At 60.4% G+C, this 12,720-nt stretch carries 10 protein-coding genes and 5 tRNA genes; 4 read left to right on the top strand and 11 right to left on the bottom strand.

What is annotated here, in order from left to right; all coding sequences use genetic code 11:
* Positions 1–47: 47 nt before the first annotated feature.
* Both OP496_RS08035 and OP496_RS08030 read right to left on the bottom strand, forming a co-directional pair.
* Positions 48–1,097, bottom strand: coding sequence for a low specificity L-threonine aldolase (locus tag OP496_RS08035; RefSeq protein ID WP_280563033.1), 1,050 nt, complete (start codon positions 1,095–1,097; stop codon positions 48–50).
* A 333-nt stretch (positions 1,098–1,430) separates the two neighbouring features.
* Complete coding sequence (locus OP496_RS08030; RefSeq protein ID WP_280563032.1) at positions 1,431–3,443, bottom strand: NADPH-dependent 2,4-dienoyl-CoA reductase; 2,013 nt, start codon at positions 3,441–3,443, stop codon at positions 1,431–1,433.
* A 145-nt stretch (positions 3,444–3,588) separates the two neighbouring features.
* Here OP496_RS08030 and OP496_RS08025 point away from each other — a divergent pair, with 145 nt between their 5' ends.
* The gene (locus OP496_RS08025) at positions 3,589–4,590 is read left to right on the top strand and encodes an alpha/beta fold hydrolase (protein WP_280563031.1); all 1,002 of its coding nucleotides are present in this window, start codon (positions 3,589–3,591) and stop codon (positions 4,588–4,590) included.
* A gap of 24 nt (positions 4,591–4,614) precedes the next feature.
* On the opposite strand, the gene OP496_RS08020 is transcribed toward OP496_RS08025, so the two are convergent.
* From OP496_RS08020 to OP496_RS07980, 9 genes are all read right to left on the bottom strand, one after another.
* Positions 4,615–4,691 (bottom strand) — tRNA-Asp (locus OP496_RS08020).
* Between the two features lie 23 nt (positions 4,692–4,714).
* Positions 4,715–4,791 (bottom strand) — tRNA-Val (locus OP496_RS08015).
* Positions 4,792–4,865: 74 nt separating this feature from the next.
* Positions 4,866–4,942, bottom strand: a tRNA-Asp gene (locus OP496_RS08010).
* A gap of 47 nt (positions 4,943–4,989) precedes the next feature.
* A tRNA-Asp gene (locus OP496_RS08005) sits at positions 4,990–5,066 on the bottom strand.
* Positions 5,067–5,119: 53 nt separating this feature from the next.
* Positions 5,120–5,195 (bottom strand) — tRNA-Val (locus OP496_RS08000).
* 65 nt (positions 5,196–5,260) lie between these two features.
* The gene (locus OP496_RS07995; protein ID WP_280563029.1) at positions 5,261–5,998 is read right to left on the bottom strand and encodes an alpha/beta family hydrolase; all 738 of its coding nucleotides are present in this window, start codon (positions 5,996–5,998) and stop codon (positions 5,261–5,263) included.
* Between the two features lie 32 nt (positions 5,999–6,030).
* The gene (gene ttcA / locus OP496_RS07990) at positions 6,031–6,885 is read right to left on the bottom strand and encodes a tRNA 2-thiocytidine(32) synthetase TtcA (protein ID WP_280563026.1); all 855 of its coding nucleotides are present in this window, start codon (positions 6,883–6,885) and stop codon (positions 6,031–6,033) included.
* Between the two features lie 87 nt (positions 6,886–6,972).
* On the bottom strand, positions 6,973–7,590 hold the full coding sequence (locus OP496_RS07985; protein WP_280563025.1) for a 3'-5' exonuclease: 618 nt from the start codon (positions 7,588–7,590) through the stop codon (positions 6,973–6,975).
* Between the two features lie 76 nt (positions 7,591–7,666).
* The gene (locus OP496_RS07980) at positions 7,667–9,484 is read right to left on the bottom strand and encodes a DUF294 nucleotidyltransferase-like domain-containing protein (RefSeq protein ID WP_280563024.1); all 1,818 of its coding nucleotides are present in this window, start codon (positions 9,482–9,484) and stop codon (positions 7,667–7,669) included.
* Between the two features lie 556 nt (positions 9,485–10,040).
* On the opposite strand from OP496_RS07980, the gene OP496_RS07975 reads away from it, so the two are divergent.
* From OP496_RS07975 to OP496_RS07965, 3 genes are all read left to right on the top strand, one after another.
* On the top strand, positions 10,041–10,301 hold the full coding sequence (locus tag OP496_RS07975; RefSeq protein ID WP_280563023.1) for a DUF4212 domain-containing protein: 261 nt from the start codon (positions 10,041–10,043) through the stop codon (positions 10,299–10,301).
* A gap of 6 nt (positions 10,302–10,307) precedes the next feature.
* Positions 10,308–12,104, top strand: a complete 1,797-nt coding sequence (locus OP496_RS07970; protein ID WP_280563022.1) for a sodium:solute symporter family protein — start codon at positions 10,308–10,310, stop codon at positions 12,102–12,104.
* Positions 12,105–12,197: 93 nt separating this feature from the next.
* A complete protein-coding gene (locus OP496_RS07965) occupies positions 12,198–12,713 on the top strand; it encodes a hypothetical protein (RefSeq protein WP_280563021.1) in 516 nt (171 codons plus the stop codon).
* Positions 12,714–12,720: the final 7 nt, after the last annotated feature.

Raw genomic sequence — 12,720 nt, 5'->3', positions numbered from 1 at the left:
GGCGGGCAAGGCGAGAGTACATCGATACCCTCGCCCTGGCGTCTCGATCAGGCAGCCGACAAGACGTCGCGCGCATCGTCGAGCAAGCGATCGAGCAGTGCTTGGGTGGTGTTCCAGGCACAGACGAAGCGCGCACCGCCCGCGCCGATGAAGGTGTAAAACGTCCAGCCGCGCTGGCGCAGGGTCTCTAGTACCGCGACGGGCAACGTCACGAAAACACTGTTGGCCTGGGCGGGAAACATCAACTCAGCTCCCGGCAAGGCAGCGAAGCCTTCCGCAAGATAACGTGCCATGCCATTGGCATGCTCGGCGTTACGCAACCAGGCGCCGCTTTCCAGTAATCCCAGCCAAGGTGCCGTGATGAAGCGCATTTTGGAGGACAGTTGCCCCGCTTGCTTGCAGCGGTAACCGAAATCCTCCGCCAGGGCGTGATTGAAGAAGACCACCGCCTCGCCCATCGGCAAGCCATTCTTGGTCCCCGAAAAGCACAACGCATCGACACCGGCCTGCCAGGTGAGCTCCGCCGGCGTGGCCTCGAGCGACGCACAGGCATTGGCGAAGCGCGCCCCATCCATGTGCACGTGAAGACCATGTTTATCCGCCATGGCACGAATCGCCATCAGCTCATCGCGGGTATACACGGTGCCCACCTCGGTGGCCTGGGTCAGCGAAATCGTGCGCGGCTTGGGGTAGTGGATGTCACTACGCTGCGTTACCAGCGACTCGATCCCCTCGGGCGTCAACTTCCCATCCGCACCCGAGCATGTCAGCAGTTTGGCGCCGTTGGAGAAAAACTCCGGGCCGCCGCATTCGTCGGTTTCGATATGCGCCAGTTCGTGGCAAATGACGCTATGAAAGCTCTGTCCCATCGAGGCGAGTGTCAGCGAGTTGGCAGCGGTACCGTTGAAGACGAAAAACACGTCGCAGTCATAGTCGAAGAAACGACGAAAGCGGTCGGCGGCTTTCTGAGTCCAGGCATCGTTGCCATAGGCGAGATCATCGCTTTCGTTGGCGCGCAACATATAGTCGAGCGCCTCGGGGCAGATGCCGGAGGTATTGTCGCTGGCCAGAAAACGCGGCGTACAGTCGGATTCCATGCCTTGTTGTCCTCATAGGTGGCGAGAAGGAAGGACGCTTGAAACGCAACGCCAGGCGTCGGGTGCCAACGTCTGCCGTTAACCTGCAAAAAATTGCGTCTCGATCCAGTCTACTCATCGCCGCCTCTCATCGGAAGCCCGCCAGCATGCGCCTTCTTATACACGCGCTTTTTTAGAGGGGGAGTTACAAAACGGGCGAGCGAAGTCAAGACAAGGCAAAATCGGGCGAAAAAACGGAGTTTACACGGGGTAAATGAGTATTTTGACCGGGCTCGCGTACGAGGCCGATTTTAACGCCGGATTGTCGAGCGCAGTCCTTTTGAAAACACCCTCTTATAAACGTGCCGCCAGACGAGTGCCCTGATCGATGGCCCGCTTGGCATCGAGCTCCGCCGCCGCCTGCGCCCCGCCGATGACGTGCACTTCACAGCCGGCCGCCGTCAGCGGCGCTTCGAGATCCGTCACCGATACCTGGCCGGCACACACCACGACCGTCTCCACCTCGAGGCATTCCCGGTGACCATCACGCACGATATGCAGCCCCGCAGCGTCGATGCCGAGATACTCGCAGCCGCTGAGCATGCGCACCCTACGCTGGCGCAGGGCGGCACGATGCACCCAGCCGGTGGTCGTGCCCAGCTCCTTGCCGGGCTTGCTGGTCTTGCGCTGGAGCAGCGTCACCTCGCGGGGCACCCTCGGCGCTTGCGGTGTCACGAGACCACCCCGTGCCGCCAACGACAAGTCGACGCCCCACTCGGCACACCACGCCTCGCGATCCAACGCGGGATGCTCGGCATGGGTCAAGAGTTCCGCAACATCGAAGCCGATCCCGCCGGCGCCGATGATCGCCACGCGCTCGCCGACACACTCGGGGTGCATGATCGCCGTGGGATAGTCCACCACGCGCGGATCCTCGCTACCAGGCAGCGACAACGCCCGCGGCGCGACGCCCGAAGCCAGCACCACGACATCGAAGGCCCGCAAGCGTTGTGCCTCGGCCGATGTATTCAGGCACACCGTCACATCCAGCGCCTCGAGCATGCTGCGGTAATAGCGCAGCGTCTCGCGAAATTCTTCCTTGCCAGGGATACGCTGCGCGTAGCGAAATTGACCGCCGATCTCGGCCTCGCGTTCGAAAAGCGTGACGCGATGACCGCACTGCGCCGCCGACACGGCAGCCGCCAGCCCCGCCGGCCCGGCCCCGACCACCGCGATGTCACGCAGCGTCGCTGCGGGTGCGAGCGTCAATTCGGTCTCGTGACAGGCGCGTGGATTGACCAGGCACGAGGTCAACTTACCCTGGAAGGTGTGGTCCAGACAGGCCTGGTTGCAGGCAATGCAGGTATTGATGAACGCCTCACGCCCCTCGCACGCTTTGGCCACCCACTCGGGGTCGGCAAGAAAGGCGCGCGCCATCGAGACCATGTCGGCGTGCCCTTCGGCCAGTACACGCTCGGCCACCTCGGGCATATTGATGCGATTAGTGGCAATCAACGGCACCTTGAGCACCTCCCGCAGGCGCCGCGTGACCTCGGTAAAGGCCGCTCGCGGCACGCTGGTGACGATGGTCGGCACTCGCGCCTCGTGCCAGCCGATCCCGGTATTGATCAGGTTGGCGCCCGCCGCCTCGATCGCGCGCCCCAGGACTACGACTTCGTCATGGCTGCTGCCGTCCTCGACCAGGTCGATCATCGACAGGCGAAAGATGATCAAAAAATCATCGCCCAGTGCCCGACGAATGCGCTGCACGATCTCCACCGCGAAGCGCATGCGCTTCTCGAATTCGCCGCCCCACTCGTCGTCGCGGTGGTTGGTACGCCGACACAGGAACTGATTGATCAGGTAGCCTTCCGACCCCATGACCTCGACGCCGTCGTAGCCCGCCTCGCAAGCCATTTGAGCGCAATTGACATAGGCCTCGATCTGCTCCGTCACCTCATCGCCGCTCAACGCCCGGGGCGTGTAAGGGTTGATCGGTGCCTTGAGCGCCGAGGGCGCTACCAGGGCAGGCGAATAGGCATAACGTCCGGCGTGCAGGATCTGCATGCAGATATGGCTGCCTTCGGCATGTACTGCCTGGGTCACCTGCCGGTGCGCCTCGACCTCGTCCGGCTCGGTCAATTTGGCGGCGCCTTCGAACACAGCACCCTCGGGAATCGGAGCGATGCCGCCGGTGACAATCAACGAGATACCCGCGCGTGCCCGTTCGGCATAGAACGCCGCCAGACGCGCGAAGCCTTCGGGGGCTTCTTCCAGATTGGTGTGCATCGAGCCCATCAGAATGCGGTTATCGAGCGTCACGGGCCCCACGGTCAGCGGGCGAAAGAGATGCGGATACTGAGTCACGGCGCGTCCTCGCTTGCACACGGTGTGAAACCACCATACATTTTCAAACAACTGTATGAACAGTGTAGCGAAGGCGTTCCGGGAGGCAATCCCGACCAAGGGCGCAGGCATGACTGCCTTCTCACGCTAGACAAGCGAGGCCCGAATGAACTATCAGACCTCTCAACATCGCATTCCCATCGCCACCGGCGGAGAGCTGAACCTCACCCACTTCCAGCCGGAACGCATCGACGGCCTGCCCATCCTGTGCTGGCATGGCGCCATCGAGTCGGGGCGCATTTTTCACAGCCGTAGCGGCAAGGGGCTCGCGCCCTGGCTCGCCCGACAGGGCCACGAGGTCATGGTGATCGATCAACGCGGTCGCGGCAGCGCCTCGCCGCGTCCGGCACGCGGTGTATCGTTCTCGCAGCGCGAGGTCATCATCGATGAAGTCGCCGCCGCACTGGCCACCTGCCTGAATCTGAGCGGGCAATCGCGCTGCCATATCATGGCGCATTCCTGGGGCGGCGTCTTGATCGCCGCGCACCTAGCGCGCGTCCCCGGCAGTCGCGAGCGTATCGCCAGCCAGATCTATTTCGGAACCAAGCGTCGAGTCCGGGTCCAGAATCCCAGCAAGAGGCTCTATATCGACCTGATCTGGAAAGGGCTCGCACCGCTGGCACGTCGTGCGTGCGGTTATCTGCCGGCTCGCGCGTTACGCTGGGGCAGTGACGACGAATACGCCGCCAGCCACGCCGACAGCGTCGCCTGGGTGCGCGAGACAGCGTGGCGGGACCCCGAGGATGGCTTCGATTACGCCGCCGCCCTGGCACAGGCAGGATTGCCCCCCACACTGCATCTGGCCGGACAGCGCGACCAGGCACTGGGACACCCCCGAGATGTCGCACGCTTCGTCGAGGAATGCGGCCCGCATCGGCATGCATTACGCGTACTGGGACGCCAGAACGGTCAGAAGAGAGATTACGGTCATCTGGACATGCTGACGCACCCCAACGCCGTAGACGACATCTACCCGCAGGCACTCGCCTGGTGCCAGGCCTATCAGGACGACGCGATCTCAGTCGAGGAAGACGTTGAGGAAGCAGCGCGACAGGCGCATCTGCGCATTAAAAAGGAAGGCCCAAACGACAAAACCCCAAGTCAATGACTCAGGGTTGGCCGATGGCGATCGTGGCGGACCGGACGGGACTCGAACCCGCGACCTCCGGCGTGACAGGCCGGCATTCTAACCAACTGAACTACCGGTCCGCATTGTCCGATTTGACTCGGATTGGTGGGTGATACAGGACTCGAACCTGTGACCCCCAGCATGTGAGGCTGGTGCTCTAACCAGCTGAGCTAACCACCCGGATCGCATACTACTTGATACTGCGTGTTACTACTTCATGCCTCATCGTCAATGACGCGTCGGCGAGGAAATCGTGGCGGACCGGACGGGACTCGAACCCGCGACCTCCGGCGTGACAGGCCGGCATTCTAACCAACTGAACTACCGGTCCGCTGAATACAACGCTAACCACACATTGTCGAATTTCCGATGAAGAATTGGCGGACCGGACGGGACTCGAACCCGCGACCTCCGGCGTGACAGGCCGGCATTCTAACCAACTGAACTACCGGTCCGCTGCATTCCTCTTTTCACGTGCTCCCCATCACTCGAAATGCATTTCGCGTAATGGTGGGTGGTACTGGGCTCGAACCAGTGACCCCCAGCTTGTAAGGCTGGTGCTCTTCCAACTGAGCTAACCACCCCTGGTCACGTGGCGCTGCATTCTACAGAGAGACTGTGGAAAGTCAACCGATTACATTCATCTGGTTCATTCACTTGCCTGCATGGCAGCGGCCACGACACGTGCCGCCTCCTCGATCAACGCTGCCTGATCATGCCCGGCTCGCCGTCGCGGTTGCCAATCATGATCGCCATCGTCGAGAAAATGCACGTGCGCCACCTCGGGCAAAGCATATTCGCGAACTTCACGGTCACCCCCGAACGGGTCTCGCGTACCCTGCAACACCCAGGTGGGACAGGTCAGATCCGGCCAATGCGCCAGTCGCGTGCGCTCGGGCTTGCCGGGTGGATGAAACGGATAGCCGAACAGTGCCAGGCCCGCCGCTTGATCGTGCGCCGCCAGCAGACTCGCCACGCGTCCGCCCATCGACTTGCCGCCCAGCCACAGCGACGATGGTGTATCGTCGGCGAGCGATTTCAACGTGTCGCGCCATACGGCCAGCTCATCGACCAGGCTCTCGACACGCGGCGGCGGGCGCCGACGATTTTCATGCCATACCCGCTGCATGTAGGCGAAATCGAAGGCCCAGACCTGTACGCCATGCAGCGCCAGTGACTCGCGCAGGCGCTGCATGAAGGACGAGGTCTGCCCTGCCCCGGCGCCGTGGGTCAGCAACAAGCGCCCCACACGCGGCATGCCACGCACTTCCAGCGGGCCAAGGTCGTCCAGATAAAAATACTGCGCCGCGACGCCGGGCGAGACGCCGCTGTCGTGCAGTGACGTCAGTGAGCGTGGCGTCGAGGCATAGGCATGCTCGAAGCCCATATCAGCCGTGCCTCATTGGGAGGCGGAGTGCGTCACGCCTCACGGCTCAGCACGTCGAGTGTCTCGATACGTTTGCTCTGGAACTCGCGTTGCTTGTCTTCCAGCCCTTCGAAATCGAAGAGGTTTCGGTCGGCCAACTGCGACGGCGCCACATTGGTGATCGACTTGAACATCGTCTCCAGGCGCCCGGGGTGTTTCTCTTCCCACTCAGTGAGCATTTCCTTGACCACCTGGCGCTGGAGATTGGGCTGCGAGCCGCACAGATCGCAGGGAATGATCGGAAACTCGCGCCACTCGGCGTACTCGGCGATATCGGCCTCACGGCAATACGCCAAGGGCCGGATGACGACATTCTTATTATCGTCGGAGAGTAGCTTGGGGGGCATGGACTTGAGCGTGCCACCGAAGAACATGTTGAGGAACAACGTCTCCAGCATATCCTCGCGGTGATGGCCAAGCGCGACCTTGTTGGCACCGATTTCCTCGGCGAACCCATAGAGGGTGCCACGCCGCAGCCGCGAACAGAGCGCGCAGGTGGTCTTGCCTTCCGGGGTTTTCTCTTTGACTATTGAATAGGTATCACGCTCGACGATGTGGTAAGGAACACCCAAGTCATCCAGGTATTTGGGCAAAACGTGCTCGGGAAATCCCGGTTGTTTCTGGTCGAGGTTGACGGCCACCAGCTCGAACGAAACCGGCGCGTTACGCTGCAGGTTCATGAGGATATCCAGCATGGTGTAGGAATCCTTGCCACCGGAGAGGCATACCATGACCTTGTCGCCGTCACGGATCATGCCGTAATCGACGATAGCGTTTCCCACCTGGCGCCGCAGGCGTTTTTGCAACTTATTGAATGCCAGTTTGTCTTGGCCGGTGAGTGCTTGCATGACGATAGCGCTTTGACCTGCCGTGGTAAGTGAATCCTTCCATGTTATCACCGCAGTCCATCACGACGAAGTCTCGAACCTGGCCGCTCAGGCACTGATCGCACGTCCATGACACAACCGCAGATACATCAGCGCCGTGGTCACGGCATCCCCCAACGCCGTATGGCGCCCCATGACCGGCACGCCCAAGGCCTCGCTCATGGCTTCGAAACGCACATCCGGCTCGATATCCGGCTGCACGCGACGGCGTTCACGCGCATACAATCGGCACACATCCAGCGTTCGATTGGGGAGGTCGAACCCCGTACGCGGGCGCAAGTGGCGATTGATGACCGCCACGTCGTAGTCGATACACCAGCCAACCAACGGGCGATTGCCGATGAAGTCGAGCAGACGGTCGAGTGCATCGCCCAATGCCTCGCCGCCCCACAAGTCGACACCGCGCAAACCATGAATGCGGATGGAGTCGCCCGACAAGCTCTCCGGCCGCTGTAGGCGCAGGTCCAACGACTCGCTGGTCAGGACACGTCCATCGCGCACTTTAACCGCCGCCAGCGCCACTAACTCCGCGCGCCGCGGATCAAGATCGGTCGTCTCGCAGTCCAGGGCAATGACCTCGCTGCCGCAATACGGCTCGAAGCGCCAGGCGTGATGCCCGCCCAGTTGGCGTCGTCGATCACCGGCACGGCGTAATGCTTTTATCATCGCAACCTCCGTATGCCTCTGACGATAGTCCGAGTGGCTTGACTCAGCCATTCGTGGCGCTTGCCTGACGAGCACCTCAATACTCGAGATGAAAACGCTGCGACAAGCGTTGCTTGAACTCCTTGACCGTGCGCAACGCCTCGCGCAGCAAGTCACGCTCGAAGCCACTGAGACGCTGAACGACGACGCGATTGGGCTCCTGCGACGTGTCGTTCCCCTCCAGATTTTCCAACTGCTGACGCAGGCGCAGCTCGGAAAACAGTGCCATGGCTTCGCCCAGGTCGTCGGCGAAAGGCCGGTCGAGGCGACCGTCGTCGACCAAGGCATCGAGACGCGCAAACGTCGAAGTGGCCGCGACACGCCGCTCTAGTGCCAGAGTGCGCACACCATGCACGATGGGAAAAAGCCCACCTTTCTTGATCTCGATGCCATGCTCCGGACGCTTGAGCGTGCCGAACAGGGTCAGCGGCGTGGAGTAACGCAACACCCCCCGAGCGAAGTACGACAGTAACAACTCATCGTGGGAACCGCGCGCGAACAGGTGCTCACGCAAGCCCTCGAGCAAGCTCGCGTTGCCGGCGATGGCATGGGCGTCAAGCATGACGGCGAGATTCATCAACGCATTCGGATCGCGGCTCGAGGTCCAACGGGCAATTTTGCCGCGCCATGCCGACTCGCTCGCCACCCACTGCGGATTGGAAACCATGATGTTGCCCGGACAAGGCGGATAGCCAAGCCTGCCCAGCGTGTCGGTCAAGCTGCCCATGGCCGCTTCGATACCCGGCCAATCGCTGCCATCGGCCAGAATCAGCGCATTGTCCTGATCGGTCTTGAGGATCTGCTCGCCGCGTCCTTCGCTACCCATGACCAGTAGGCACGATTGCTCCCGTTGCGTTTCAGGCATCAGGAAACGAAATACCTTGTGGATGATACGCCCGTTGAGCGCCGCCAGAAGCTCCATGGCGAAACGCAGCTTCACCCCTTGCGCCATCAGCGCCTGGATCAGTTGTGGCAGTCGTGCGCTGGCACGCGCCAAGGTATCGATATCCTCGGCTTGCTCGATTTGCAGACTGACGACATGGGCACGGCTCGAAAAATAGCCCAGCACATCGGTCAACTCGACGACACCCACCGCCTGCGCGCCCTCCATGACCACGACACGCGCCACTTCGTGACGCGTCATGCTGACCAGTGCGGTAAAGAGATAGTCGTCGGCATGCGAGGTGATCAGCGTAAAATGCGCGATGCCACCCACCTCGGAGGAATGTGGCAAGCCTTGCTGAACCAGCGCATCGAGAAGGTCGGTCTTGGTCACCATACCGCAACGCCCGGCATGACTGACCAACAAGCTGTCGGCATGACGCTCGCGCAGATGCGTGACGGCCTCGGCAATCGTGGTATGCCCTTCGACCATGACGGGTTCGCGCATGCATTCCGCCACCCGTGCCAGCATGAAGCGTGCCATGCTCATGCCACCCTCCGCCCGCCGCTGAAGCACATGGCGCGCCTTTTCGGCCAGGTGCTGGCGGAAGTACTTATCGAAGGCAGGATAGGCAGCGCAAATGTCTTCGAAAAGCCGGCGGGGCAGCAAGTAACACAGACTTTCTTGCTCAGCCTGAAACCTATAACGACTCGTACCGTTGAGGATGCTGATCGCCCCGAACAGATCACTCGCCGTGTAGTGGCCGATACGCCGCTCCCCCTCGCTCGCGTTGAGGTCGAGCTCCGCCACTTCGCCCTTGTGAATCAGGAATACATGCTCACCAGGTTGTCCGGCATCGAGTATAATCTCGCTCTCATTGAAATAGGCGAGATCGACTCCGTCCCGAACGCGTTGACGCCCTGTTTCATCGAGCAAGCTGAAAGGTGGTTGCGAGAGGTTGATATCGACCATGGTAGTACCCTCGTCCTGTGCCGACCCTGGCGCGACTTGGTGTCATCATTACCGCTTCATGTTCCTTATACTTTTCGGTAACACGGCCGAAAGATGCTTACTATATTACGTAATCAAGAGTAGCAAAGCTGAATTTTATTACGACACATAGACTATCGTTCTACGCTGAAACCGCATCCCCAAAAAGCCATTGACTTACGCCCCACAAGACTCGCTTACGCCTTTTTTATAAGCCTGCTAAAAAGTCTTGTCCCCTTCACAACACCATGAAAAAAATGATGATTCAAAAAATGACTCTTTAAACTAAGGGCTCGATACCAAAGTATGGGGTTCTTTTTTCCACGTCATTGGCCACTATCATCAGCATGACTATTCAAGGCAATCGCAGATAATTAACACAACGACGGACAGCACCGCCATGGTCGATAAAAGTCTAGCGCCACTATCGTATCAATGACGCCACTCTACAGAGTGTTCTATACCTTAGACTGCTTTGAAGCGTCTCAAAAACTTTCATCACAACGCCCACATATCCCTACCAGTGGAGAGCGATACCATGGCAGATGACAAATCCAATGCCGAAGCTTACTGGAAAGCCAACGTGCGACTAATCACCGGCTGCCTGATCGTCTGGGCATTCGTTTCTTACGGCTGCGCGATCCTCTTCCGGCCGTTGCTGGCCAGCATTCCCATCGGCGGGACCGACCTGGGATTCTGGTTCGCCCAGCAAGGCTCCATCCTGACCTTCGTCGCCCTGATCTTTTTCTACGGCTGGCGAATGAACAAGATCGACAAAAAATTTGGCCTGGAGGAGTAAGCCATCATGAGCCAATTCGTCATCAATTTGCTGTTCGTTGGCGCATCCTTTGCGCTCTATATCGGTATCGCAATCTGGTCGCGAGCCGGTTCGACCAAGGACTTCTATGTCGCTGGCGGGGGCGTGCATCCGGTCCCCAACGGCATGGCAACCGCCGCCGACTGGATGTCCGCCGCCTCGTTCATTTCCATGGCCGGACTGATTTCCTCAGGCGGCTATGCCAACTCTACCTTTCTCATGGGCTGGACCGGCGGCTTCGTCATCCTGGCCATGCTCTTGGCGCCGTACCTGCGCAAGTTCGGGAAATTCACGGTACCTGACTTTATCGGCGACCGTTTCTATAGCCGCACTGCGCGCGTCATCGCGGTAGTCTGTCTGATCGTCGCCTCGGTGACATACGTCATCGGTCAGATGACCGGGGCTGGGGTAGCATTCTCACGCTTTCTCGAGGTCAGCAGCACTGCCGGCATCTGGATCGCGGCGGCCATCGTCTTCCTGTACGCGGTCTTCGGAGGCATGAAGGGCATCACCTACACCCAGGTGGCGCAATACATCGTGCTCATTGTCGCCTACACGATTCCGGCAGTGTTCATCGCCATGCAGCTAACCGGCAACCCGATACCGATGTTCGGCCTGTTCAGTACGCACAGTGAATCCGGGGTGCCACTGCTCGAAAAGCTCGATGAGGTCATCAACGCACTGGGCTTCCAGGACTACACCGCCGACGTCGACAACAAGCTCAACATGGTGCTGTTCACCCTATCGCTGATGATCGGCACTGCAGGCCTACCGCACGTCATTATCCGTTTCTTCACGGTGCCCAAGGTCGCCGATGCTCGCTGGTCCGCTGGCTGGGCGCTAGTGTTCATCGCACTGCTTTACCTCACGGCCCCCGCCGTGGCATCCATGGCGCGCCTCAACCTGATGACCACCGTCTACCCTGAGATGGCCGGCCAGGTCGAGAACTACGACGCCGCCGCCGACAACGCACTGCAATACGAGGACCGTCCCGGTTGGTTCCGCACCTGGGAGGAAACCGGCCTCATCAATTTCGAGGACAAGAACGACGACGGCCGTATTCAATCCTACAACGATAGCAATGAAGACTTCGCCGATACGGCACAGGAACGTGGCTGGGAAGGCAATGAGCTGACGGTCAACAACGATATCCTGGTACTGGCCAACCCGGAGATCGCCAACCTGCCACCTTGGGTCATCGGCTTGATTGCTGCCGGGGGTATCGCCGCCGCGCTCTCCACGGCAGCCGGGCTGTTGCTGGCGATTTCATCGGCCATCAGTCATGACCTGATCAAGAACACGATCAACCCCCGCATCAGCGAGAAAGGCGAAATGCTCGCGGCCCGCATCTCGATGGCCGGTGCCATCCTGGTGGCGACCTACCTGGGCCTCAATCCTCCGGGCTTCGCCGCACAGACCGTGGCCCTGGCCTTCGGCATTGCCGGCGCCTCGCTGTTCCCGGTGTTGATGATGGGCATCTTCTCTACCCGAATGAACAGCGCCGGGGCTGTCTGCGGCATGCTGGCAGGCCTCCTCAGCACGCTGCTGTACATCTTCACTTACTTGGGCTGGCTGTTCATTCCTGGTACCAACATGCTGGCCAATACGCCGGAGAACTGGATGCTCGGTATCTCACCGCTCTCATTCGGAGCTGTGGGGGCGATCATCAACTTCGTAGTAGCCTTCGCTGTCTCCCGGGTCACCAAGGCACCGCCGCAGGAGATCCAGGACTTGGTACAGAGCGTTCGTTATCCGAAAGGCGCTGGCGCCGCGCTCGACCACTAAGCCATAATAACGCGGCCTGGCACGCTAGGCCGCAGCCAACCCTCTCACTCGGGCTTCCTCAGGGAAGCCCGAACGCTTTCAGGAAAGACGCCCATGATATGGCACTTGATAGCAGCGCTTTTCGCCGGACTCGGCACCGCCGGTATCGGCCTGGTGCTGCGTTTCATCAGCGCTAAGCGTCTGCCGCGGTGGATCGTTCCGGCACTGGGTGGCCTCGGCATGCTTGGCTACCAAATGTATTACGAGTACAGCTGGCTGTCGTTCAAGCAGCAGCAACTACCCGACTCGGCTGAAGTCGTCGATGCCGAGTACGGCGCGATGCTATGGCGTCCCTGGACCTATTTGTACCCCATGCCCGTTGCCTTCGAAGTCATCGACCGCGACCATCTGCGCGTCGTCGAGGCCGACGGGGAGCGCATGGTCGAGTTCTTTCTCTACCGTTTCGAAAAACAGGTCGCGGATCGCGTGACCCATCAAGCCTACCTGATGAACTGCGGCGAACGGGAATGGGCACCGCTGGTCGGCGATGAGCGCCAACCGGACGCCTCCGCGCTGCACGACATTGGCGCCGACACCCCGCTTTATCAGGCCCTGTGTGAAACATCCTGAGCATATG

It is taken from the genome of Chromohalobacter sp. 48-RD10, from assembly GCF_029889785.1.
GTDB lineage: Bacteria > Pseudomonadota > Gammaproteobacteria > Pseudomonadales > Halomonadaceae > Chromohalobacter.
This window is presented reverse-complemented; position numbering and strand designations above follow the sequence as displayed.

Coding starts and splice junctions, on each gene's coding strand:
- OP496_RS08035 (WP_280563033.1), bottom strand. CDS start 1,097: ATGGAATCCGACTGTACGCCGCGTTTTCTGGCCAGCGACAATACCTCC.
- OP496_RS08025 (WP_280563031.1), top strand. CDS start 3,589: ATGAACTATCAGACCTCTCAACATCGCATTCCCATCGCCACCGGCGGA.
- OP496_RS07995 (WP_280563029.1), bottom strand. CDS start 5,998: ATGGGCTTCGAGCATGCCTATGCCTCGACGCCACGCTCACTGACGTCA.
- ttcA (WP_280563026.1), bottom strand. CDS start 6,885: ATGCAAGCACTCACCGGCCAAGACAAACTGGCATTCAATAAGTTGCAA.
- OP496_RS07985 (WP_280563025.1), bottom strand. CDS start 7,590: ATGATAAAAGCATTACGCCGTGCCGGTGATCGACGACGCCAACTGGGC.
- OP496_RS07980 (WP_280563024.1), bottom strand. CDS start 9,484: ATGGTCGATATCAACCTCTCGCAACCACCTTTCAGCTTGCTCGATGAA.
- OP496_RS07975 (WP_280563023.1), top strand. CDS start 10,041: ATGGCAGATGACAAATCCAATGCCGAAGCTTACTGGAAAGCCAACGTG.
- OP496_RS07970 (WP_280563022.1), top strand. CDS start 10,308: ATGAGCCAATTCGTCATCAATTTGCTGTTCGTTGGCGCATCCTTTGCG.
- OP496_RS07965 (WP_280563021.1), top strand. CDS start 12,198: ATGATATGGCACTTGATAGCAGCGCTTTTCGCCGGACTCGGCACCGCC.